This window comes from Streptomyces hyaluromycini (genome assembly GCF_002217755.1).
Taxonomy (GTDB): domain Bacteria; phylum Actinomycetota; class Actinomycetes; order Streptomycetales; family Streptomycetaceae; genus Streptomyces; species Streptomyces hyaluromycini.
The window spans coordinates 66,094-88,506 of record NZ_BCFL01000039.1 but is presented as its reverse complement, the minus strand read 5'-3'; the positions used below and the strand labels follow the sequence as shown (position 1 = coordinate 88,506).

At 71.4% G+C, this 22,413-nt stretch carries 20 protein-coding genes; 11 read left to right on the top strand and 9 right to left on the bottom strand.

Annotated features, from left to right (window positions below):
• Window positions 1-14 precede the first annotated feature (14 nt).
• The 3 genes from SSP29_RS48390 (at window position 15) to SSP29_RS48380 (ending at window position 1,067) form a co-directional block, all read left to right on the top strand.
• Window positions 15-320: an MFS transporter gene (locus SSP29_RS48390; protein ID WP_145969067.1), complete on the top strand. Its 306-nt coding sequence runs from the start codon at window positions 15-17 to the stop codon at window positions 318-320.
• The gene (locus tag SSP29_RS48385; protein ID WP_167450194.1) at window positions 269-640 is read left to right on the top strand and encodes an MFS transporter; all 372 of its coding nucleotides are present in this window, start codon (window positions 269-271) and stop codon (window positions 638-640) included. Before SSP29_RS48390 ends, SSP29_RS48385 begins: the two co-directional genes overlap by 52 nt.
• Before the next feature lie 127 nt (window positions 641-767).
• The gene (locus tag SSP29_RS48380) at window positions 768-1,067 is read left to right on the top strand and encodes an SHOCT domain-containing protein (RefSeq protein WP_150136397.1); all 300 of its coding nucleotides are present in this window, start codon (window positions 768-770) and stop codon (window positions 1,065-1,067) included.
• A 103-nt stretch (window positions 1,068-1,170) separates the two neighbouring features.
• Here SSP29_RS48380 and SSP29_RS48375 read toward each other — a convergent pair whose 3' ends face one another.
• The 7 genes from SSP29_RS48375 to SSP29_RS48340 form a co-directional block, all read right to left on the bottom strand.
• Window positions 1,171-2,646, bottom strand: a complete 1,476-nt coding sequence (locus tag SSP29_RS48375; RefSeq protein ID WP_150136396.1) for a multicopper oxidase family protein — start codon at window positions 2,644-2,646, stop codon at window positions 1,171-1,173.
• Complete coding sequence (locus SSP29_RS48370; protein WP_089107383.1) at window positions 2,643-2,873, bottom strand: SHOCT domain-containing protein; 231 nt, start codon at window positions 2,871-2,873, stop codon at window positions 2,643-2,645. Before SSP29_RS48370 ends, SSP29_RS48375 begins: the two co-directional genes overlap by 4 nt.
• A 565-nt stretch (window positions 2,874-3,438) precedes the next feature.
• On the bottom strand, window positions 3,439-4,335 hold the full coding sequence (locus SSP29_RS48360) for a universal stress protein (protein ID WP_089107382.1): 897 nt from the start codon (window positions 4,333-4,335) through the stop codon (window positions 3,439-3,441).
• A gap of 95 nt (window positions 4,336-4,430) precedes the next feature.
• The gene (locus SSP29_RS48355) at window positions 4,431-5,333 is read right to left on the bottom strand and encodes a universal stress protein (RefSeq protein ID WP_089107381.1); all 903 of its coding nucleotides are present in this window, start codon (window positions 5,331-5,333) and stop codon (window positions 4,431-4,433) included.
• Between the two features lie 253 nt (window positions 5,334-5,586).
• Entirely contained in the window at window positions 5,587-6,609 is a 1,023-nt protein-coding gene (locus SSP29_RS48350; RefSeq protein WP_089107380.1) for an SDR family oxidoreductase, read from the bottom strand.
• 10 nt (window positions 6,610-6,619) lie between these two features.
• Window positions 6,620-7,156: a hypothetical protein gene (locus tag SSP29_RS48345; RefSeq protein ID WP_089107379.1), complete on the bottom strand. Its 537-nt coding sequence runs from the start codon at window positions 7,154-7,156 to the stop codon at window positions 6,620-6,622.
• Entirely contained in the window at window positions 7,153-8,202 is a 1,050-nt protein-coding gene (locus tag SSP29_RS48340) for an aldo/keto reductase (RefSeq protein WP_089107378.1), read from the bottom strand. The genes SSP29_RS48345 and SSP29_RS48340 overlap by 4 nt, the downstream gene beginning before the upstream one ends.
• A gap of 75 nt (window positions 8,203-8,277) precedes the next feature.
• On the opposite strand from SSP29_RS48340, the gene SSP29_RS48335 reads away from it, so the two are divergent.
• From SSP29_RS48335 to SSP29_RS48305, 7 genes are all read left to right on the top strand, one after another.
• Window positions 8,278-8,814, top strand: a complete 537-nt coding sequence (locus tag SSP29_RS48335) for a TetR/AcrR family transcriptional regulator (protein WP_089107377.1) — start codon at window positions 8,278-8,280, stop codon at window positions 8,812-8,814.
• Between the two features lie 196 nt (window positions 8,815-9,010).
• Window positions 9,011-10,567 carry an oxidoreductase gene (locus tag SSP29_RS48330; RefSeq protein WP_089107376.1) on the top strand — a complete coding sequence of 519 codons (1,557 nt, stop codon included), beginning with the start codon at window positions 9,011-9,013 and terminating at the stop codon, window positions 10,565-10,567.
• Between the two features lie 141 nt (window positions 10,568-10,708).
• Window positions 10,709-13,393 (top strand): pyruvate, phosphate dikinase, encoded by a 2,685-nt coding sequence (gene ppdK / locus SSP29_RS48325; RefSeq protein ID WP_089107375.1) that lies wholly within the window; start codon window positions 10,709-10,711, stop codon window positions 13,391-13,393.
• Between the two features lie 59 nt (window positions 13,394-13,452).
• A complete protein-coding gene (locus SSP29_RS48320) occupies window positions 13,453-14,163 on the top strand; it encodes a CBS domain-containing protein (protein WP_150136393.1) in 711 nt (236 codons plus the stop codon).
• A 193-nt stretch (window positions 14,164-14,356) separates the two neighbouring features.
• Window positions 14,357-17,026 (top strand): bifunctional acetaldehyde-CoA/alcohol dehydrogenase, encoded by a 2,670-nt coding sequence (gene adhE / locus SSP29_RS48315; RefSeq protein WP_089107374.1) that lies wholly within the window; start codon window positions 14,357-14,359, stop codon window positions 17,024-17,026.
• A 97-nt stretch (window positions 17,027-17,123) separates the two neighbouring features.
• The gene (locus tag SSP29_RS48310) at window positions 17,124-18,338 is read left to right on the top strand and encodes a globin domain-containing protein (RefSeq protein WP_089107373.1); all 1,215 of its coding nucleotides are present in this window, start codon (window positions 17,124-17,126) and stop codon (window positions 18,336-18,338) included.
• 78 nt (window positions 18,339-18,416) lie between these two features.
• Window positions 18,417-18,839 (top strand): hypothetical protein, encoded by a 423-nt coding sequence (locus tag SSP29_RS48305; RefSeq protein ID WP_089107372.1) that lies wholly within the window; start codon window positions 18,417-18,419, stop codon window positions 18,837-18,839.
• 144 nt (window positions 18,840-18,983) lie between these two features.
• Here the strand turns inward: SSP29_RS48305 and SSP29_RS48300 are convergent, their stop codons facing one another.
• On the bottom strand, window positions 18,984-19,814 hold the full coding sequence (locus tag SSP29_RS48300; RefSeq protein ID WP_150136391.1) for a universal stress protein: 831 nt from the start codon (window positions 19,812-19,814) through the stop codon (window positions 18,984-18,986).
• A gap of 377 nt (window positions 19,815-20,191) precedes the next feature.
• Between SSP29_RS48300 and SSP29_RS48295 the strand changes: the two genes are divergently transcribed.
• A complete protein-coding gene (locus tag SSP29_RS48295; RefSeq protein WP_089107371.1) occupies window positions 20,192-20,773 on the top strand; it encodes an Rv1733c family protein in 582 nt (193 codons plus the stop codon).
• Between the two features lie 218 nt (window positions 20,774-20,991).
• Here the strand turns inward: SSP29_RS48295 and SSP29_RS48290 are convergent, their stop codons facing one another.
• On the bottom strand, window positions 20,992-22,410 hold the full coding sequence (locus SSP29_RS48290) for an NAD(P)(+) transhydrogenase (Re/Si-specific) subunit beta (RefSeq protein ID WP_089107425.1): 1,419 nt from the start codon (window positions 22,408-22,410) through the stop codon (window positions 20,992-20,994).
• Between the last annotated feature and the right edge of the window lie 3 nt (window positions 22,411-22,413).

Here is a 22,413-nt window from a genome sequence, read left to right as displayed (position 1 = left end):
CCTTGCCCGGACCCGTGCCGAATTTACGAGAGGTACCGGACCAGGCCGCAACACCGGGGAACCGCGGTCCGGCCAACCGCTGGGCGGCACTGCTCGTGCTCTGTGTGTCACTGCTGATCGTGACCCTGGACAACACGATCCTGAACGTGGCACTGCCCACTCTGGTCCGCGAACTGGACGCGTCGACGACCCGGTTGCAGTGGATCGTGGACGCCTACGCCCTGGTCTTCACCGGGCTGATGCTGGTGCCGGCGGCAGCGGACTGGCGGTGCTGGTGTGCTTCGCCCTGTGGGAGCGGGCCGGCACCCATCCCATGCTGAACCTGGGCTTCTTCCGCGAGCGCCGGTTCTCGATCGCCACCTGGTCGGTGTCCCTGGCGATGTTCGGGCTGTTCGGAGCCCTGTTCGTCCTGACCCGGTACCTGCAGTCCAGCCTCGGCCACAGCGCCCAGGAGACCGGGCTGCGCGTGCTGCCGGTGGCCGGGCTGCTGGCGGTCGTCGCGCCGCTGTCTCCGGTTCTCGTGCGCCGGGCGGGCACCGAGGCGGTCGTCGGTACGGGGCTGGTGGCCGTCGCGTGCGGGCTGTGGCAGGTGGCAAGCATCGCTCCGGCACCGGGCGGCGGGCGCCCGGTGCTGCGGTGAACCAGGGTCTACCGGTCCTCAGGAGGGCCGTCCGGGCCCTGTCATCCGCCCGCCTCCCGCAGGAACCATGGAAACGAATCGATCCCACAGGCGTCACCCGGACGTCTCTGAACCGGGGAAGTGAACCATGATGATGTACTGGTACGGACATGGCATGAGCGGCTGGGCCTGGTTCTGGATGACCGCCGGCAATCTGCTGTTCTGGGCGGCGCTCATCACCGCCGTGGTGCTGCTCTTCCGTGCTGTGCTGCGCCCTGGTACGCACGTGGGCGGGCACCCTGGCTGGAGTGCACCGTCCGTACCCGGCAGCCCGGGCGCCGAGCAGATCCTCGCCGAACGGTACGCGCGCGGCGAGATCGACGAAGAGGAGTACCGGCGCCGCTTGGACATCCTGCGCGGTGCGCCGTCGGGACCGGCCAAGAGCTGACCGCGTCGTCTGCCGCCGGGCCGGACTCCGACCGGGGCGCCGGACCACGACGGGCGCACCGAGCCGCCGCCGGAAGGCCTGGTGCACCACTCGGGGCAGCCCGTCAGGGGCGGACGTTGACAGTGGCCATCATGCCCAGGTCCTCGTGATCGAGGACGTGGCAGTGGTAGACGCTACGGCCGGGGTAGTCGGTGAACGGGATGCGGAGTCGCACCGAGCCGCGGGCCGGCACCAGGACGACGTCCTGCCGCACGCCTGCGGCAGGTGCGCCGGTCAGCACGTGGAACGGCCAGGCGTGCAGGTGGAACGCGTGGTCCATGGGGCTGGTGTTGACCACGGTCCACTCCTCGATGGTGTCCTGTGTGACGGTCTGGTCGTCGCGCCCGGGGTCGAAGGTGCGCCCGTCGATGGTGAAGGCCATGCCGCCCATGCCCATCCCGCCCATGCCCATCGCGAAGGTGATCTGACGCCGTCTGCTCACGCTGTCCGACGGGATCGACGGGGCAGGCAGCCTCGCAGGCAACGCGGCCGATGCCGTGGCGGCTCCGGACGCGGCCAGGGTCGCCAGCGTGACCGGGCCGGCGGCGGAGGGACCGCCCTCCATCATGCCGCCCATCATGCCCAGGCTGCCGCGGTCGTACGGTTCGCTGACCAGCGCGTACCGGCCACTGCGGGTGGGACGCACGAGTAGGTCGGCGCGATTTCCCGGAGCCAGCACCACCTGGTCCCGATCGGTCGGGGCGGGCAGGAACATCCCGTCCAGGGCGACCTGAGTCAGCCGATGACCCCGCAGACGCAGCGCGAGGACCCGGGAGACGCAGCCGTTGACGACCCGCCACCGCTGCACCGCCCCGGGCGCGGCGGTGATGACCGGCTGGTGCTGGCCGTTGACCAGCACCAGCTCGCCCTCGCGGCCCGTCATTCTGGCCATCATGTTCGGCGAGGCGACCCGGCCGGCCCCGTCCAGGGTGATGTCGGTGACCAGCAGAACCAGGTCGTCGGTCACCGGCAGATCCGGGTCGGGACCGCCGTCGACCAGCAGTGCTCCGGCAAGGCCGGCGAAGATCTGGTCGGCGACGGTGCCATGGTGGTGCGGGTGGTACCAGAACGTGCCGGCCGGATGGTCGGCCGGGACGGCGATGGCGTAGTCGAAGCTGTCGCCGGGCTCGATGGTGACGAACGGGTTGTCGCCGTTGCCGTGCGGAGACACGTGCAGGCCGTGGGTGTGCAGGTTCGTCGGCTGGTCGATGTGGTTGATCAACCGCGCTCGCAGCAGGTCCCCGGGCCGCACCCGCAAGGTCGGCCCCGGGCAGGTGCCGTTGAACGCCCACGCCGACGTCTCCCGGCCGGCCAGTCGGGCTCCCGGGGCCGCGGTGAGGGTCACATCGAGCACCCCGCCGCGGCCGGCCGCAACCTGCGGCTGGCGCAGACGCTCCCCGGAGGCACCGGGTTGCCAACGGTTCCGCTCGGTGGGCGTATCCGCACCGGCTGCCCAGCCGGCGGTGCCGGCCGCCATGCCGGCTGTACCGAGTCCGAGCAACGCCAACGCCTGGCGTCGGCTGATCGGCCGGCCGCTCACGGCGACAGACTCCGGCGACGCGGGTACTCGTCCTCGTCGATTTCCCGGCGAGCCTGGCGTTCGTCGAGGATCCGCCGTGCTGCCGAGCCGACCGGACGGGGTGCGGCACGGCCGTGCGTCCCCCCTTGTGCCGGCCGCACCACGACGAAGCCGACAAGCAGCAGGCCGCCCACGATGAACACCGGCCAGGCCCACATCCACCCTGTCATCAAGCCATTGCCCGTCATCGCCGATCACGCTCCTCGCGCAGGAAACGCCTCGCGTACCTCAAGGCTAGGACCGGCGGCAGATCACCGTCGGGCTGACGGCCCCGACCTGCAAAGCCCGACGCGTCCCGGCAACGGCTGCGACGGCGAAGACGTCAGCATGAGCGAGCACGGCCACGACCACGGGCACGGTTCGAGGCACGAACACGATTCGGGCCACGGTGCGGGCGGGCACGCCGGGCACTCCCACGGTGTCTCGGCGAACGCCGACCGCCGCTGGCCGGCCATCGCCCTCACCCAGGTCAACGGGCTGATCCTGCTCCTGCTCGGGGGGCCCGCCTACGAGGCCGTACGCCGCCTGCTCTCCCCGCCGCAGGCCGAGCGCGGCCTGATGCTCGCCACCGCGCTCGCCGGCATCGTGGTGAACGCGGCCCCAACCTGGTGCCTGGCCAAGGCCGGCCGGTCGTCGTTGGACATCGGGGGCGCGGTGAGGGCGGCCCGGACGAGGCATGCGGACGCGTGGCAGGGCTCCGTAGGGACGTCGGACATGATCGTGGACCGCCCTTCCTCTGATCCGACGTCGACTTCAGTCGTGCGGGATCAGTACGACCGGCCGACTCACGTGATGGATCAGCGCGTGCGCCACCGGGCCCGTGTGCGAACCGATCGCCGTACGCCGCCTGCGGCGGCCCACGACCAGCAGACCGGCCCCGCCGGCGGCGCGCGCGAGGACGTGCGCCGCGCGCCCCTCGTGCAGGTTCTCCAGGACGATCACGTCGGGGTATTTCGCGCGCCAGGGCCGGAGCAGGCCCGTGAGTTCACGCTCGGCCTCCTCCCTGATCCTCGTGCGTTCCTCGACGCCCGGGACGACGCCGGTGAGCGGCATGTGCCAGGCATGCACGGCGCGCAGTGGCGCCCGGCGGAGCTCCGCCGCACGGAACGCGAAGTCGAGGATGTCGTCGCAGGGTCCGCCGATGTCGACGGCGACCGCGACGTCACGCAGGGGCGTCCGCGTCGACGCCTTTCCCGAATCGTCGGGGAGGTGTTCGTCCGCTGCCGTCTCGTCCGCCCGGACGAGAACGACCGGCCGGTCGACATGGGCCACGGTGGCCATGGCGACCGATCCGGACATGAAGCCGCCGACCCCGCCCGTCCCCCTGTTCCCGATGACCAGCAGCTCGGCGTCCGCCGCCTCGGCCAGCAGTGCGGGTCCGGGCTGCGTTCGCACCTGTTCGGCGGCGATGTACAGCTGCGGATAGCGCTCGCTCAGCACGTCAAGGGCTTGGCGCAGCACCCGGCGCGCGTGGTACTGCGGTGCCCTGAGCTCGGGCAGGTTCGCGTCGGCGCCGTCGTCCGGCAGGCCTTCCCAGGCATGGACCAGGCGGAGGGTCAGCCCTCGTCGGAGTGCTTCCCTGGCCGCCCAGTCGGCCGCGGCGAGGCTTTCCCTCGAACCGTCCAGACCGGCCACGACATGTCTCGTCATGACCGTCACCTCCTTCGTGCGTCCGCGCTGCCGCGGAATCTTCGGCGAGGTGCCCCGTCGGCAGGGTCCGGGACTCCTGTGCACATGGGGGACGACTACGCATGGGGGACGACGGCCACGGGGCAGCCGACGTGGTGGATCGCCGCGTGGGTGACAGGTCCCGTGCGCGGGCCGACCGGGCGTTCGGCAAGACGGTGGCCGACGACGAGGAGGCTCGCACCGGTCGAGGCCCGCACGAGCGCGGTCGTGGGCCTGTCCTCCACCACGGTGGCCAGGACCTCCACGTCCGGATACTTGTCCTGCCACACCTGGAGCACGGCCTTGAGGAAGCCCAGCCACTCCTCGCCCTGCCAGGACTCCTGCAGCAGACCGACCTCGCCCGCTCCGAGGCCGACAGGCCCGGCCATGTGCCAGGCATGCACGACCCGCAGCCGGGCGTGGCGGAGCCGGGCCGCCTCGAAAGCGAACTCGATGACCTCGTCGCAGGGGTCGTCCAGGCCGATCGCGAGCACGACGTCCCGGTAGCCGGTGAGCGTCGATTCGCTTCCGTCGTCGGCCGGGAGGTGTTCGTCCGCGGCCCGCTCGTCCGACCGGACGAGCACGACGGGACGGGTGGCCTTCGCCACCACCCCGAGGGCGACCGAACCCACGAGGAATCCGGTGAAGCCGCTGAGGCCGCGCGAGCCCAGGACGATCAGCTCGGCCTGGTCCGCGGCCTTCAGCAGGGCGGGGGTGGCCGGCCCCTCCATCTGCTCGTCGGTGAGGCGGACTTGAGGGTGATCCCTGTGCACCAGGTCCTCCGCCTGGCGCAGGGCGCGCCGGGCCAGATGCCGCTGAGCGGCCGTGGCGATCTCCCCCTCCTCCTGGCGGGGGTGCCAGTTCCAGGCGTGTACCAGGTGCAGCGGCCGGTCCTGCCGCAGAGCCTCGCGCGCCGCCCAAGCGGCGGCGGCGAGGCTTTCGTTGGATCCGTCGACTCCGGCGACAACGGGGCGAAGCATCTCGACACCTCCAGCACTCGGTCTGCTGTCGGTACCAGCGTCGCGCCGCGGCTTGTACGAGGGCAGGGGCTGCCCGGTCCCTGCCAAGGGCCGTACGGCCCCTCGGCGTTCTGTCCGCCGCCGGTCGGGGCCTGGGATCAAGTCCCAGGCCCACGGATGCGACGCCGGTGTCGTCCTGGACAGGCCGCTTCACGGGGCTGGGCCCACACTGCTTCGGCGCGTAAGGCTGCCGCATCGGTCGGTCGCGAACCGGTTATTTCCCGATGCCGTGGGCGAGGAGGCTCTCGGCGGTCTCCGCAATGGTGTCCTCGATGGGACGTGCCCGCCACCCGAGAAGCCGCTCCGCCTTGGCGCTTGTGGCGTCGAGATCCCGGCCCAACTGGTGCCTCAGCAACCGCAGTTCCGGGTTCACGGTGCCCAGCGCTCGGGCGAGCCACACGGGCAGTTCACGGACCGGGGCCTGCGCAGCGCGCTCCCCCAGGCGGTCACGCAGAATGCGCGCAATCTCCACAACCCGCAGGCTGTGCCCGGCGGTTGCCAGGAAGCGCTCGCCGGCGGCCGCCGGATCGGTCATCGCGCGCAGGTGCAGATCCGCGACGTCGCGCACGTCGACGAAGCCCATCCCGAAGGGAGGACACGCAGGCACCCGTCCCTCGATCATTCTGCGCACCAGGCGCAGGGAGGGCGGGTCGTCGGGGCCGAGGAGGGGGCCGAGGACCCCCACGGGATGAACCACCGCCAGTTCCAGCCCACCACCCTCGTCTGTGACGAACTGCCAGGCGGCGCGCTCGGCGAGCGTCTTGGACCGCTGGTAGGGCGGGATGTCGCTGTCGACGTCGGTCCAGTCCTCCTCGGTGAACGGGGTCGAGCGCGGGGGATGCCCGATGCCGATGGCGCCGAAGGCGCTCGTCAGGACGACCCGGCGCACACCGGCGTCACGGGCGGCGCGCAGCACCCGCAGGACGCCCTCCCGTGCCGGGACCACCAAGTCGTCGTCGGTCGTCGGCGTGCGGCGCAGGGTCGGCGAGGCGACGTGGAGGACGAAGTCGCAGCCGGAGACGGCGTCGTCCCAGCCCTCGGGGTGTTCGAGGTCGGCACGTACGACCGTGAGACGGTCGTCGTCGAAGAGCGCGGCTGCGTGGAGCCAGGAGCGCAGTGCCGGCTCGCGTCGCAGGTCGCGGACTGTGGTGCGGACGGTATGCCCGGCGTCGAGGAGGGTCAGGACGCACCAGCTCCCGATGAACCCTGTCCCTCCGGTGACCAGTACCTGTGCCATCTGTGTCTCCTCAGCTCGCGACTCGAATGTGAAAAGGTGTCGGCGGGCGCGTCGCATGACGCCGCCGGGCAGCGGCCACTCTGCTTCCGAGGAGGGCGTGGCCGATCATGAACGGGTACACCACGGCGCGCTCGAAGATCCCGTTGTTCCCCATCCGGCCGGTGAACGCATTGGCCATGAAGAGGGGGAACGCGATCAGGCCGTTGCCGACGCCGGCGAGGACGGCGAGGCTCACGACGACGATCGGGCGGGTGCCCTTGCGCGGGTCGAAGAGGAGGAAGGCGCCGACGATCAGGAGGAGGATGCCGTAGCTCACCCAGCCGGTGTCCGTGACGGTGCCGAGGGTGGAGTCGGCGCCCTGTCCGAACGCGGTCTGCGCCGGGCCGGTCAGGCCCGAGCGGCCGACCCGGTTGTGCACGGGCGAGGACGGCGGCCCCTGCCGTGCCTCGGCGGTGACGAACTCTGCGTCCCGGGACACGAGCGGGCCGAGGAGGATCGGGACGGATTCGGCGCGGGCAGCGGCACCGGAGCGGACGATGGGTGTCATGCGAGAGCCATGCCGGGAACGCGCCTGCGAATGGCCTCCATCTCGGCCTCGTCGGAGACGCCCTGCCAGTCGTGGCGGGGGGTGTACGGGGCTTCCAGAGCGCGCACTTCGTCGTCGGTGAGCTCGATGTCGAGGGAGGCCACGGCCTCGTCGATCTGCCGGATCGAGCCGGCGCCGACCAGCGGTGCGGTGACGACCGGCCGGCGGCGCAGCCAGGCGAGTGCGACCTGTGCGCGGCTGACGCCGTGGGCGTCCGCGACCTGTCCGACCGCGTCGATGATCGCTTGGTTGGACGCCTCCTGCTCGGTCGAGTAGAGGGTGTCCGCGTACGCGCCGTCCGTCTCGGAGCGCGCCGTCGAGCGGGCGTCGTCCCACGCGCGGGCGAGGCGGCCGCGGGCCAGCGGCGACCAGATGATCGTGCCGACGCCCTCGTCCAGGCACAGCGGGATCATCTCCCGCTCCTCCTCGCGGGCGAGCAGGTTGTAGTGGTCCTGCATCGACACGAACCGCGCCCAGCCGTGCTGCCTCTGCAGGCGCAGCGCCTTCGCGAACTCCCAGGCGTGCATGGACGAGGCACCGAGGTAGCGGACCTTGCCGGCCTTCACGAGGTCGCTGAGCGCCTCCAGGGTCTCCTCCCACGGGGTGGCGTGGTCGTTGCGGTGGATCTGGTAGAGGTCGATGTAGTCCGTGCCGAGGCGGCGCAGGGAGTGGTCGACCTCGGTCATGACCGCCTTGCGCGACAGGCCGCGGCCGTTCGGTCCCAGCCGCATCGGATGGCGCAGCTTCGTGGCGATCACCACGGCGTCGCGGTCGGCGAAGTCCTTGAGCGCGCGGCCGAGGATCTCCTCGCTGGAACCGTTGGAGTACATGTTCGCGGTGTCGAAGAAGTTGATCCCCGCCTCCAGCGCGTGCTTGACGAGCGGGCGCGCGTCCTCCTCTCCCATCGACCAGACGGGGTGGCCGCGGTCGGGTTCGCCGTAGGTCATCGCGCCGATCGCGATCGGGGACACGTCGAGGCCGGTCGTGCCGAGCTTGATGTAATGCATGACGCTCCTTAAGGTATGCGGAGAGCTCTCCGGATAACGTAGTGGAGAGCTCTCCGCTTAGCAAGGTGAGGTCCTGTGGTCCGTTCAGACGCCCGTGAGAACAAGGCGCGCATCCTCGCCGCCGCACGCGACGCGTTCGCGGCGGACGGCAGCACGTCGATGAACCAGATCGCCCAGCGCGCGGGAGTCGGCGCGGGCACCCTGTACCGCAACTTCCCGACACGCGAGTCGCTGGTCCTGGCCGTCTACCAGGACGAGGTCGCACGCATCACCGGCACCGTGCCCGACCTGCTGGCCCAGGTGCCGCCACTGGAAGCGCTCCGCCGCTGGACGACCGACCTCGTCGAGGCCATGCGCAGAAAGCACGGCCTCGGCGACGCCCTCGGCCCGGGCGCGCACCAGACGATCACCGAGCAGAGCTACGGGCCGGTCATCGCCGCGATCACCGAGCTCCTCGACGCCGGCAAGAAGGACGGAAGCATCCGCGCGGACGCCGACCCCGGCGACTTCCTCCAGCTGACCGGGGCGTTGTGGCGTGCCGCGTCCAGCCCCGAGGACCGGGCACCCCACATGCTCGCGCTCATCCTCGACGGACTCCGAGCACACCGGTAGACGCCGTGCCTCCGGTTTGCCGACGGGTCGACCATCAGACCTCCACGCAGAGACGCGTCACCGGCCGAGCCACAGAACACCCCAGTGGCCCAGCCGACTCACGTCGGCGCCAAGAACGCCTGGCAGAACGGCTCACCCTCGGATTCGCGCACGGCGGGGCAGGGCGACCGCGCAGGAGGATCACTACTCTGCACGAGTGTTCTCATACGACGAGTTGACCTCACCGGAGCGTGAGTTGTGGAACGCGTTCCCCGAAGGGCGGACCGTGGACCTGCGCGCGGGTGCGCCTGGGGACGACCAGGTCGCCGAGGGCGGCCAGTGGGGGCCGGAGCGGACGGTTCGGGCCCCCGTGATCGCGGCGCTGATGCTGGGCGCGCGCAGCGGGCAGCCCGGTGCCGTGCCGTGTCTGCGGCTCGCCGGGGCGCGGATCGTCGGACCGCTCGACCTCGCCGGAGCGCAGCTCACGTACGCCATCTGGCTGGAGGAGTGCTGGTTCGAGGAGGCGGTGAACCTGCTCGGGGCGACGACCCAGACGCTCGTGTTCAAAGGCTGCCAGGTGCCTGGCATCGAGGCCGGAGCGACCCGTATCGAGGGGAACTTCGACCTGGGACGCTCGGTCATCGAGACCGGTGCCCCCTCTCACTTCCACCATCGCATCACCGCCCTGTCCCTCACCAACGCCCGGGTGGCCGGCGGCGTGATCCTCAACAAGGCCGAGCTCAACGCGCCCGGCGGGTGGGCCCTGGCCGCCGGCGGCCTGGTCATGGAAGGGGGGTTCTTCTGCCGGCCCGGGTTCGTCGCACGGGGCGAAGTACGGTTTCCGGGTGCACAGTTGCCCGGAGGGCTGTACATGGACGGCGCGCGGCTGGAGGAGCCCGGCCCGCGTGGCCTGGCGCTCAACCTGGAGAACTCCGCGGCCTCGACGGTCGTCCTCTCCGACGGGTTCGTCGCGAACGGGACCGTGGGGCTGCGGGGCGCCCGGGTCTCGGCCGGTCTGAGCTTCGCGGGGGCCGTCCTGAACGGGCCGCCCGACGGCAACGGCCCGTCCCTGTCGGCCCCGTTGATGCAGGCCGTCGACTTCGACTTCACCCTCGCCGCACCGCCGTCCGGCACCGTGGACCTACAGGGGGCGCAGGTGTCGTACCTGCACGACAACAAGCACAGCTGGCCCGAGACCGTGGAGTTGGACGGCTTCGTCTACGGCTCCGTCAAGTCGGCCGAGGCGGGCGGGGGTCGGGAGGCAGTGGGGCGGCGGAACTCCGTGGCCCAGCGCGTGGCGTGGATACGACGCAGCCCCGGCTACAACCCCCAGCCCTACGAGCAGTTGGCGACCTGGTACCGGAAGGCCGGCCACGACGACGACGCCCGCCGCGTACTCCTCGCCAAACAGCGCCACCGGCGTCGGACGCTGCCCCCGGCCGCGCGTGCGTGGGGGCACCTGCTCGACGTGACCGTCGGCTACGGCTACCGCCCCTGGCTGGCCGGCGTCTGGCTCCTCGCGCTGACCTTGCTGGGCACCCTGTCCTTCGGCGGTCACTCCCCGCGTCCGGTCCAGCGAGGCGAGGGGCCCCCGTTCCAGCCCCTCGTCTACACGCTCGACCTGCTGATCCCCATCGGCGGCCTCGGCCAGCGCACGGCCTGGTACTGGTCGAACGGCACTCTCCAGTGGCTGGCCTACCTGCTGATCGCCTTCGGCTGGGTGCTGACCACCTCCGTCATCGCGGGAGTCACCCGCGCACTGCAGAAGAACTAGCCGACGAAAGCCGGGCGGCGACACATGCGCCTGGGCCGACCGGCCCCCCTGAGGGGCCCGACAGCACCTGCCCCCTCCGACACCGGCGGGCGGACGCTGGAGAGAGCATCCAGCCGAAGCCCGACGGAGGAGACCGAGATCATGGTCCGTTACGTGTACGACTTCGCAGAAGGCGGCCGGGACCTGGCCGGCCTGCTCGGCGGCAAGGGGGCGAACCTGGCCGAGATGATCCGGCTGGGACTGCCGGTGCCACCGGGTTTCACCGTGACGACCGAGGCCTGCCGGGCCTTCTTCAGCGCCGGCAGCGAGCCGGACGGACTGGCCGAGGAGATCTCCGGGCATCTGACCGCCCTGGAGAAGGCGGCCGGTCGAAAGCTGGGACAGCCCGACGATCCGCTGCTGCTGTCCGTCCGCTCCGGGGCACGCTTCTCCATGCCCGGCATGATGGAGACGATCCTGGACATCGGTCTCGGCGACGACTCCGTGCTCGGCCTCGCGAAGGTGTCCGGGAACGAGCGCTTCGCCTGGGACTCCTACCGTCGCCTCGTACAGATGTTCGGCAGTACGGTCATGGGCGTCGACAGCGGACTCTTCGAGAGCGCACTGTCCGACCTCAAGCGTGACCGGGGCGCCACGGACGACCTGGGCCTGAATGCGGCGGACCTGACCGAGCTCGTCGAGACGTACAAGGCTCTGATCCGCCGGGAGACCGGCGAGGACTTCCCGCAGTCCCCGGACGAGCAGCTGCGCCGGGCCGTCCTCGCCGTCTTCGAGTCCTGGAACGGCGAGCGGGCCCGGATCTACCGGCGCCGCGAACACATCGCCGACGACCTCGGCACCGCGGTGAACGTGCAGACCATGGTCTTCGGCAACCTCGGCTCCGACTCGGGCAGCGGTGTCGCCTTCACACGCGACCCCGCCACCGGGCGCCCCGGCCTGTACGGCGACTATCTGCCGAACGCCCAGGGCGAGGACGTCGTGGCCGGTATCCGCAACACCGTGTCACTGGCCGGCCTGGAAGAGCTCGACGCTGTCTCGTACGCTCAGCTGCGCGATCACATGGAGACCCTGGAGACGCACTACCGGGATCTGTGCGACATCGAGTTCACCATCGAGCGCGGCCGCCTCTGGATGCTGCAGACCCGGGTCGGCAAGCGGACCGCCGAAGCCGCGTTCGCCATCGCCTCCGAGCTGGTGGACGAGGGCCTGATCAGCCCCGCCGAGGCGCTGGGCCGAGTCGCCGGGGACGGGCTCGCCCGGCTGATGTTCCCCCGCTTCGACACCTCCGCCGTCGGCGAGGCGCTCGCGCACGGCCTTCCCGCCTCACCGGGCGCGGCCGTGGGCGCCGCCGTGTTCGACTCTGCCGAGGCCGTCCGCCGGGCCGCCGCGGGCGAGCAGGTGGTGCTCGTCCGCCAGGAGACCACCCCCGACGACCTGCCGGGCATGATCGCCGCACAGGCGGTGCTCACCAGCCGCGGCGGCAAGACCAGCCATGCCGCCGTGGTCGCCCGCGGCATGGGCACCGTGTGCGTCTGCGGCGCCGAGGAGATCACCGTGGACGCCACGGGCCGTCGCTTCACCGTGGGCGAGATCGTCGTCGAGGAGGGCACGGTCATCTCCGTCGACGGCTCCGAAGGCACCGTGTTTCTGGGCGCCGCTCCGCTGGTCGACTCCGCGGTGATGCGGTACTTCGAGACGGGCGAGCGGTCGGCCGGGCTGGTCGAGTCCGTGGCCGACGCCATGGAGCAGGCCGACCGCACCGCCCGGCTGGAGGTGCGCGCGAACGCCGACACCCCGGAGGACGCCGCCCGCGCCCGGCGGTTCGGCGCACGCGGTATCGGGCTGTGCCGTACCGAGCACATGTTCCTCGGCGAGCGGCGCAAGCTGGTCGAGGCGATGATCCTGGCTCGCGACGAGACCGAGCGCAAGGATGCGCTGGGCGCACTGCTGCCGCTCCAGCGCCAGGACTTCACCGGCATCCTGGAGGCGATGGACGGCCTGCCGGTCACCATCCGGCTCATCGACCCGCCCCTGCACGAGTTCCTGCCCGACCGCACCGACCTCGCCGTGCGGATCGCCGCCGCCGAGGCCCGGGGCGAACACCCGGACCCGCACGACACCGAACTGCTCGGCGCGGTCAACCGCATGCACGAGGAGAACCCGATGCTCGGGCTGCGGGGCGTGCGCCTTGGCCTGGTGGTGCCCGGTCTGGTCGCCATGCAGGTACGGGCGATCGCCGAGGCGGTCGTGGCGCGTACGAGGGCCGGGGGCTCCCCCGAGGCGGAGATCATGGTGCCGCTGGTCGGCGCCGTCGAGGAACTGCGCATCGAGCGGACGGAGGTGGAGCGGGTCCTGGCCGAGGTGTCCGAGGAGACCGGTGTGCCCGTGCACTGCCCGGTCGGCACCATGATCGAGCTGCCCAGGGCCGCGCTCACCGCGGGCCGGATCGCCGAGGAGGCGGAGTTCTTCTCCTTCGGCACGAACGACCTGACCCAGACCACCTGGGGCTTCTCCCGCGACGACGTCGAGGCGGCGTTCTTCTCCGCCTACCTCGACAAGGGCATCTTCGCCACCTCGCCGTTCGAGACCCTCGACCGTGACGGCGTGGGCCGGCTGGTCCGCATCGCCGTCGACGAGGGCCGCGCCACACGCCCCGGCCTGAAGATCGGCGTGTGCGGCGAACACGGCGGCGACCCAGAGTCCGTCCACTTCTTCCACGGAGCCGGACTGGACTACGTCTCCTGCTCGCCCTTCCGCGTCCCGGTCGCCCGTCTGGAGGCCGGCCGGGCCGCACTGTCCGGGACGGGGTCGAGCGACAGCAGGTGAGCACCGGGCCCGGGCTCGCGTCCCCGAGCCAGGGCCCGGCCGGAAAGGAGGTGGCCGCCATGGCCCGCATCGTCGGTGAGGTGATGACCTCGGACGTCGTCGAGGCGCACCCGGAGACGTCGTTCAAGGACGTCGTACGGCTGCTGGACCGGCACCGGATCAGCGGCCTGCCCGTCGTGGACGACGACGACAAGGTCGTGGGTGTCGTCTCGCAGACGGATCTGGTCCGTCGTCAGGCGGCCCGGTCCCCGGACGACCGGGCGCGGCGGTCGCGGCGACACCCGTCGAGTCGCCTCAGGCGTCCGCGCTCCGGTGCCGTCGCCCGCGCCGTCACGGCCCGGGATCTGATGTCGACGCCCGCGATCACCGTTCATCCGGAACAACGGATAGCGGACGCCGCACGTGTCATGGAGCGTCACGGCGTCGAGCGCCTGCCGGTCGTGGACGAGGAGGACCGGCTGATCGGCATCGCCACCCGGCGTGACCTGCTGCGGGTCTTCCTGCGCACGGACGAGGAGATCGGCCGGGAGGTCCGCGAGGAAGTACTGGACCTCGCGCTCGGACTCCCGGCCGGCAGCGTGACCGTCTCGGTCAGGGACGGCATGGTCACCCTGGCAGGAGCCGTACCGCACCACGGCGACATTCCGACCGCCATCCGGCTGACGTACCGGGTGGACGGAGTGGTCGGCGTGGTCAACGGCCTGGCCTGCCGCGCCGACGCCGCCCGCCGGGTCGAGGGCGCCCCCTCCTCCGGCGCGCCCTCTGGCTAGTCCCGCCGCATGGGACACCTGGCCCCGGCACCCCGGGGCCGATCAGTCCCGCACGGGGACCAACGGGACCTGGGAGCGCCGCCGCTGAAGAGAGAAGCTGCTGATGGGAGCGGTGCCCATCCCCCGAGGTGCCGCTCCCTCCCGCGCCGCCATCCGTGCGGTTGCCGCCCTTCCACGACGGAGGCCTGCCGACATGACCCGCCACGACGACCGCAGCGCGACCACCGAACCCGCCGACGCGCCGTCCGACATCGCCATCGCGGTCGACCGCCTGGTGACCAACGGGCTCAAGGCACTCGCGGACTACGAGGGGCTCGACCAGGAACAGGTCGACCACATCGTGAAGAAGGCCTCGGTCGCCGCCCTCGACCAGCACACCGGGCTGGCACGACTCGCCGTGGACGAGACCGGACGCGGAGTCTTCGAGGACAAGGCCGCCAAGAACATGTTCGCCTGCGAGTACGTCACGCACAGCATGGGCCCGATGAAGACGGTCGGGGTCATCGCCCGTGACGACATCGACGACATGGTCGAGGTGGCCGAGCCGGTCGGGGTGGTGTGCGCCATCACCCCCGTCACCAACCCGACCTCCACCACGATCTTCAAGGCCCTGATGGCGCTGAAGACCCGCAACCCGGTCGTTTTCGCCTTCCACCCCTCCGCCCAGCGTTGCAGCGCGGAGGCGGCCCGCGTCGTGCGGGACGCGGCGGTCGCGGCGGGCGCTCCGGAGCACTGCGTGCAGTGGATCGAGACCCCGTCCGTCGAGGCGACCGGCGCCCTGATGCGCCACCCCGGCGTCTCGCTCATCCTCGCCACCGGCGGCAACGCCATGGTCAAGGCCGCGTACTCGGCCGGCAAGCCCGCGCTCGGCGTGGGCGCCGGCAACGTGCCCGCCTACGTCCACCACAGCGCCGACGTGCGCCGGGCCGTGAACGACCTGGTGCTGTCGAAGTCGTTCGACAACGGCATGATCTGCGCCTCGGAACAGGCCGTCATCCTGGACGAGCAGATCTACGACGCGGTCCTCACCGAATTCCGCACGCTGCACGCCCACTTGGCAACCGCCGAGGAGAAGGCGAAGCTGGAGGTCTTCCTGTTCCCGGCGGACAAGGCCGCAGGCGGGGGCGCGGGCTGCGAGCCAAAGGTCAACTCCGCGGCCGTCGGGCAGAGCCCCGCGTGGATCGCCGAACAGGCCGGGTTCACCGTGCCCGAGGACACCTCGCTCATCCTCGTCGAGGCCGGTCAGGTCGGTCCGCAGGAGCCGCTCACCCGCGAGAAGCTCTGCCCGGTCCTCGCCGTCCTGCGGGCCGGCTCCACGGAGCAGGGCTTCGACCTGGCCGCCGACATGGTCGCCTTCCACGGGCAGGGCCACAGCGCCGTCATCCACACCGGCGACCTCGAACTCGCCGAGGCGTACGGCCATCGTATGAAGACGGTACGGATCATCGTCAACGCCCCTTCCTCACAGGGCGCGATCGGCGGCATCTACAACAGCCTGCTGCCGTCGCTCACCCTGGGCTGCGGCTCCTGGGGCAGCACCTCGGTGTCCAACAACGTCTCCGCCGCCCAACTGCTCAACGTCAAGCGGGTGTCCGTGCGCCGCAACAACCTCCAGTGGTTCAAGGTCCCGCCGAAGATCTACTTCGAGCCGCAGTCCATCCGCTACCTGACCTCCATGCCGGACGTCCACCGCGTCACCGTCGTCACCGACGCGACGATGACCCGCCTCGGACTCGTCGACCGGGTCGAGCGCGTGCTGCGGCGGCGCCGGGAGCCGGTCACCATCCAGGTCATCGACAACGTCGAGCCCGAGCCGAGCATCGACTCCGTCCGGCGCGGCGCCCGCCTCATGGGCGACTTCCGCCCTGACACCATCATCGCCCTCGGCGGCGGCTCCCCGATGGACGCGGCCAAGGTGATGTGGCTGCTGTACGAGCAGCAGGCCGAGGGCAAGGACGTCGACTTCGCCGACATGCGGCACAAGTTCTCCGACATCCGCAAGCGAGCCTTCCGCTTCCCCGTCCTCGGGAAGCTCGCCCGCCTGGTGTGCATCCCCACCACCTCCGGCACGGGCGCGGAGGTCACCCCCTTCGCGGTGATCTCCGACCCGGCCACCGGCAAGAAGTACCCGCTCGCCGACTACGCCCTCACCCCCAGCGTCGCCATCATCGACCCGCTGCTCACCGCCGAACTCCCGCACGCGCTGGCGGCCGACAGCGGCTTCGACGCCCTCACCCACGCCATCGAGGCGTATGTGTCCGTCTACGCCAACGACTTCACCGACGGCCTCGCCCTGCACGCGATACGGCTGATCTTCGAGAACATCGAGGCGGCGGTCAACGACCGCACCCGGCGACCCGACGCACAGGAGAAGATGCACAACGCCGGCACTATCGCCGGCATGGCCTTCGGCAACGCCTTCCTCGGCATCGTCCACGCCATGTCCCACACGCTCGGTGCCACCTTCCACATCGCGCACGGCCGCACCAACGCGGTCCTGCTGCCGCACGTCATCCGCTACAACGGCACCGTCCCCACGAAGCTCACCGGCTGGCCGAAGTACGAGCACTACCGTGCCCCCGAGCGCTTCCAGGACATCGCCCGCGCCCTCGGCCTGCCGGCCGCCACCGCGGCGGAGGGCGTCGAATCACTGGCCTCGGCCGTGGAGCGGCTCCGGGACGCCGTGGGCATCGAGCCGTCGTTCCAGGCCCTCGGCGTCGACGAGCGGTCCTTCCTCGACGCACTGCCCCAGCAGGCCCTGAACGCCTTCGAGGACCAGTGCGCCCCCGCCAACCCTCGGATGCCCATGCTCGACGACATGCGGCAGCTCATGCGCGCGGCCTACTACGGGCGCGACGCATAGCCCGCCCGGCGGTGCCCGACCGCCGTGCAGAAGGCCGCCGACCCCACGGCGATGCGGCCGCTTCCTCCTCCATCGTCCGTCCCGTCCGGGAGATCCCATGCTGTCCGCCGAATCCGCCGCCCTCGTACGCGCCACCCTGCCCGCCGTGGCCGGAGCGCTCGACGAGATCACCACCCGTTTCTACGCCACGATGTTCCACGACCGGCCGGAGCTGCTCGACGGCATGTTCAACCGCGGCAACCAGGCCGGCGGGGACCAGCGCCGCGCGCTGGCCGGTGCGATCGCCGGGTTCGCCGGCGCGCTGCTGGAGAACCCCGGGACGCGGCCGGACCAGTTGCTGTCCCGGATCGCGCACAAGCACGCCGCCGTCGGCGTCACCGACGACCAGTACACGATCGTGCACAAGTACCTGTTCGGCGCGATCGCCGAGGTCCTCGGGGACGCGGTCACCCCGGAGGTGGCGGCCGCCTGGGACGAGGTCTACTGGCTCATGGCCGGCGCCCTGATCAGCCGGGAGGCGCTCCTCTACCAGGACGCGGGCGTCCAGCCCGGCGGGATCTGGCGGCCCTGGACAGTCGTCGAACGCCGTACCGAGACCCCCGACGTCGTCTCCTTCCTGCTCCGCCCGGCGGACGGCGAACGCATCCCGCGAGCCCGCGCCGGCCAGTACGTGAGCGTCCGCGTGTGCATGGCGGACGGGGTGCACCAGCTGCGCCAGTACAGCCTCTCCTCGGACCCCGGCGACGAGCTGCGGCGGATCACCGTGAAGCGGGTCACCGGTGACACCGCCGGGCCGGACGGCGAAGTCTCCAACCTGCTGCACGACACCGTCCGTGAGGGCGACGAACTGCTGCTGTCCGCACCGTTCGGCGACATCTTCCTCGACGACCCCGTGGACACCACCACCCCCGTCGTGCTGGTCTCGGCAGGCATCGGCTGCACCCCCATGACCGGCATCCTCGCCCATCTGGCGGGCCTCCGCTCGATCCGCCGGGTCCTGGTCCTGCACGCCGACCGCTCCCCCGCCGACCACGCCCTGCGCGCCGAGACGCACGAACTCGTCGATCAACTACGGAACGCCCGGGCCGTCTTCTGGTACGAGCGTCCCGGAGCGGAGGAACCCGCCGCCCGCACCGGGCCGATGGACCTGAGCGACACCGAACTCCCCGACAACGCCACGGTGTTCCTGTGCGGCCCGCTCCCCTTCATGCGGGACGTACGGGGGCAGCTGCTGAACGCCGGCGTGCCCGCGCGGCGCATCCGCTACGAGGTGTTCGGCCCCGACCTGTGGCTGCCGGGCTCCCCGGTCTGAATCACCCCACTGTTCCGCCCTTACCGAATCCGTCAGCTCCTGAGTTCCTGAGTTCCTGATTTCCGAGGAGAAACCCGCATGATCACCAACAACTCCCAGGCGACGCCCGCGGTCGAGCTGCGTTCCGACGGCGCCGTGGACGAGGAGACCCTGGCCTACGCCCGCACGAAGATCGACGCCGTCCTGAGCAGGGCGGGACTGCCCGCCGTCACCGGCGAGGTGCGCATCCTGCGTGCGGCCGCCCACCACGCCGGCCACCCGTGGTCGGCCACGGCGGATCTGCACATCGGCGGCCGTCAGGTGGTCGTCACGGTGGCCGAGGAGGCCACGGGCGCGGAGACCGTCGACCGGCTCCAGGACCGGCTGCGCCGCCAGATGGACAGGGCCGCCCAGGCCTGGCACGACGGACGTCGTACGACCACCCCGCCATGGCGCGGCGGACCCACACAGTCCCGCGGTACGGACACCGACAGCACCGACGAAAGCGCTCGCCCGGCGTGACATCACCGCCTCCGGCACCGGCTCCGCAAACCACGCACCGCCCGCAGCAGTGGGCCGGGAGAGAAGAACGACCGGAGCGGCACCGTTCCCTCGCGGTGCCGCTCCGGTCGCATGGTGAACGACGTCAGTCGTGGGAAGGGGCCGTCACCTCTCCGGTACGACAATCAGGGGGCAGTGCGACCGGTGCAACAGCGTGTGCGCGACCGGACCCAGGCGTGGTCCGAACACACCGGTACGCCGGTGGGCGCCGACGACCACTGTTGCGGCTTCCTGGGACGCCGTCAGCAGTGCGGGAGCGGGAGCGGTACGGACCGCGTGGGACTCCACGACGACACCGGGATGCCGGTCCCGCAGGTGGGTGAGGGCGTAGTGGGCCACGGCCTCCTCGGCCCGGCTCTCCCTGGCCATCCGCTCCTGGCCGGGGCTGCGCGCAGCGGTGAGCAAGGGCAGTTCGGGGGTGATGTGCCGATGGCTCCAGGAATGCAGGACGCGGAGGCGCACGCCACGCCGCTCGGCCTCCTGGAAGGCGTACTCCGCCGCCTGCAGGTCCGAGTCGTCGGCAAAGCCCAGCAGCACGGGCAGGCCCTCGTCGCAGGGGTGGTCCCCGCGGACGACCAGGAGCGGTCCCTGTGCGACGGCGGCCAGCCTCAGGCTCACCGAGCCCAACGCCGAACCCGCCACGGTGCCCAAGCCGCGTGTTCCCACCACGGTGAGGACCGCGCCCTCGCTCTCGCGCGCCAGCGCATGCACCACGCCTCCCTCGACCGCAACGGTCTGGACAAGCAGCCCCGGATACCGCTCTCGTGTGCGCGAGGTGGCGTAGGCCAGGACCGGTGTCGCCTCGTCACGGTCGGGAACCGCATACAGCACGCGCAGCGCGCTGCCATGGCGTACGGCCTCGGCCGCGGCCCGGTCCAGAGCTCGCACGGAGGTCACGGAGCCGTCGACTCCGACGACGATGTGTTGCAGGGTCATGGTCGTACCTCTCCTTCCCTCGGCCGGCAGAGCGGTGGCAGCGCCACTCGACACCGCGCGGCGGATTCTTCGGTCGATGCTCCTCGTGCACCGTCGCCCTGGTCAGATGCCGGTCGAACCCCGGCATCCGCCGAACGGCCCTTGCCGCAAGGGCCGTTCGGTCGGCACGGTCCCGGCGCGGGCAGACGTCCGCGGCCCGGGGCCGGGCTGCGGACGTCTGATGGGCGACGGGCTGGACCGGGCCGAACAGCACTTCCCAGGAGCGGAGTTGGTGCCGAGTGGCCCGGTGGCAACACCTGGTCGGCTCATGCGCCACCACAGCAGTGGCTGTCACCTTCAGGAATGTCACCACGACGACATGAAGGAGGTGCGGACCGATGCCCAGTGGCAAGTACGCGAGGAAGTGGCTGTGGCGGTGGCGGAGCAACCCGCTGCGGCGCCACGACGACATCGTGGAATCCTGGATCGTGCTGGCCGTATGGGCGGTCTTCGCCGTGGGCGGTGCCGTCGCCGGGCTGGTGACGGCCCACGCCGCGGACGAGGTGTTCGCACAGCAGCGAGCCGAACGGCAGCCCGTCCGAGCCGTGCTCCTCGAGACCGTCCCGCGAGCCGCACCTGCGATCGGCACGACGACCGATCGCCGGACGGCTGCGGTGCGCTGGACCACCCCCGCCGGCTCGACGCGCACGGGCCGGACCTTGGTGGACGCCGGTCTCAAGGGCGGGTCCGAGGTCACGGTCTGGCAGGACGGCCATGGCCGTCTCGCCCCGGCGCCACCGGACCCCACAGAAGCAGCGATCGAGTCGGGCTTCCTGGGTGCCACGGCGGCGGCCGCTCTCGGCGGCCTGGTGTTCGGAGGTGGCGGGGTCGCCCGGCGGCTGCTCGACAGGCGACGCATCGACGCATGGGGGAGGCAATGGGCGCTGGTAGGACCCCGCTGGGGCCACCAGACCAGCTGACTGCACGACAGATCCCGGGCTCCCGGACCCGGCGCGGTTTCCTGCGGACGCGTACGCCCGGTGTTCCCGGTGAACCTTTCTGACCTGCGCTTTCGCGGGCCGGATGGGCTGTGACCAGCTGGGTCGGGAACCGTGCGACGGGGACGACGCCGGGCAACGGCCCGAGGACGCGACGGGTGGGCCCCGCCGTCTCCGGCCGGGCCCACCCGTGGCGGCGGTCAGCCGACGAACTCGCCGACCGCCGCCTTGAGTTCGGCCAGTCCCCGCTTCGCGTCGGTGAAGAACATCCCCGTCCTGGGATTGGTGTAGAGCTCGTTGTCGATGCCCGCGTAGCCATGGCCCATCGAGCGCTTGATGACGACGACGCTCTTCGCCTTGTCCACGTCGAGGATGGGCATCCCGGAGATCGCGTTGCCGGGCCTGCGGGCGGCGGGGTTGGTGACGTCGTTGGCGCCGACGACCAGGGCCACGTCCGCCTGCGGGAACTCGGGGTTGACCTCGTCCATCTCCTTCAGCTGGGTGTACGGCACGTTGGCCTCGGCCAGCAGCACGTTCATGTGCCCGGGCATCCGGCCGGCCACCGGGTGGACGGCGTAGCTGACGTCGACGCCGTGATCGGTCAGCAGCTTGGCGAGGTCGCCGAGTTCGTGCTGGGCCTGGGCTGCGGCGAGGCCGTACCCGGGGACGAAGACGACCTTGCCCGCGTACGCCAGCTGGATCGCCACATCGTCCGCGGAGACCGGGCGGACCTGAGCCGGGGCACCGTCCGCGCCGGTCGCCGCCGGTGCGCCGTCACCCGTACCGAAGCCGCCGACGACGATGTTGAGGACGGACCTGTTCATGGCGTCGGCCATCAGCTTGGTGAGGATGCCGCCCGAGGAGCTGACCAGCATGCCCGCGATGATCAGGGCGGTCTCGTCCAGGACGAAGCCGGCCATCGCGACCGCGGATCCGGTGAACGCGTTCAGCAGGGCGATGACCACGGGCATGTCGGCGCCGCCGATGGGCAGCACCATGGTCACACCGAACAGCAGGGCCACGGCGGTCAGCCCGTACAGCGCGGTACGGGAGTCGGGGGACAGTACCAGCCAGACCGTGCCGGCGACGAAGGACGCCGGCAGCAGTACGTTGAGCAGCCGCGCTCCCGGGAACACCACCGGCGCCCCGGACACGACGCCCTGGAGCTTGCCCGCCGCGATGAGCGACCCGGAGAAGGTGACCGCGCCGATGACGATGTCCAGCGCGCCGGGCAGGGACACCCGGGCACCGAGCGCGGCCGCGTCATCGGCCTGAAGCAGATCGTTGACCGCGATGAGCGCGGCCGCTCCGCCGCCGACGGCGTTGAAGACGCTGACCAGTTGGGGCATGGCGGTCATCTTGACCTCGCGTGCGGCGTACAGGCCGAGCGCAGCGCCGACGAGGCCGCCGGAGACGAGGACGAGCCAGCCGGTCGTGGTGATGCTGCCCTCGTGTATGACCAGCCAGACGGTCGCGGCGATCGCCACGGCCATCCCGCCCGCGGAGAGGGCGTTGCCACGGCGGGCGGTGCGGGGATGGTTCATCAGGTGCAGGCCGAGGACGAAGCAGACGGCCGTGGCGAGGAAGACGTAGTGGACGGCGTTGGAGACGGTATCCATGGC